1 protein-coding gene is annotated in these 1,220 nt (G+C 76.7%); it reads left to right on the top strand.

The genetic code is table 11. From position 1 onward, the window contains the following. Positions 1-1,220 (top strand): amino acid adenylation domain-containing protein (locus BMY19_RS30345; protein WP_139215761.1); only part of this gene is annotated, 1,220 nt, incomplete at both ends.

Below are 1,220 nucleotides of genomic sequence, written 5' to 3' on the forward strand. Positions count from 1 at the left end.
GAGGCCGACCCGGCAACCCCGCTCGGGGCGCTGCCGCCGCCGCTGCCCGACAGCGACCGAGCGATGATCGGGTCGGCGAACGCGACCGCGCGGGCCTACCCAGACGGCGCCGGCGACGTCCTCGCCGCTTTCGCAGACCATCTCGCGCAAGACCCGGACGCGGTCGCGGTGACCGACGGGCAGGGCGCGCTCACCCGCCGCGCCCTCGACAGCGCGGCCTCCGCGCTGGCCCGCCGCCTCGCCCGCGCCGGGGCCGGTCCCGACACTCTGGTCGGCGTCGGGCTGGAGCGGTCCTGCGCGCTGCTCGTCGCCTGGCTCGCCGTCCTCAGGACCGGCGCCGCCATCCTCCCCCTCAACCCCGAGCTGCCGCGCCCGCGCCTCGTCGCGACCGCCCGCGAGGCGGCCCTGCACCTCCTCGTCACCGAGTCCGGCCTAGCCGCGCGGATGCCCGGGCCGGCGGAGCTTCCGGACCTGCAGATCCTCACCCCGGATCTGGCAGAGGCGGCGGACGATCCCGCCCTGCCGGCCGCGGCGCCGCACCCGGACGCCCTGGCCTACCTCATCTACACGTCCGGCTCGACCGGCACGCCCAAGGGCTGCGCCAACACCCGCGCCGCCATCGCCAACCGCCTCGCCTGGATGCGGGCCCATTTCGCGGTCGGCCCCGCCGACGTGATCCTGCACAAGACCCCGGTCTCCTTCGACGTCGCCGTCTGGGAGATCCTCCTGCCCCTCGTCAGCGGCGCACGCCTCGTCATGGCGCCGCCGCAGGCCCACCGCGACCCGGACGCGCTGGCCGCCCTGATCCGGCGGGACGCCGTGACGATCGTGCACTTCGTGCCCGCCCTGCTGGAGGCGTTCCTGGCGTCCGGCCGGCTCGCCGCCTGCCCGAGCCTGTCCCGCATCGTGTGCAGCGGCGAGGCGCTCGCCCCCGACCTCGCGGCCGCCGTCCGCGCCCAGAGCCGGGCCGACCTGGCCAATCTCTACGGGCCGACGGAGGCGGCCATCGACGTCAGCGCCTGGACCTGCGGGCCCGAGCCGGACGCCCCGCGGGTGCCGATCGGGCACCCGATCGCCAACACGCAGCTCCACGTCCTCGACGACGCGCTGCACCCGGTTCCGGTTGGGGTGGTGGGCGAGCTCTACATCGGCGGCACCGGCCTCGCCCGCGGCTATCTCGGACGCCCCGGCCTGACCGCCGAGCGCTTCGTGCCCGACCC

This window comes from Methylobacterium sp. UNC300MFChir4.1 (genome assembly GCF_900110155.1).
Taxonomy (GTDB): domain Bacteria; phylum Pseudomonadota; class Alphaproteobacteria; order Rhizobiales; family Beijerinckiaceae; genus Methylobacterium.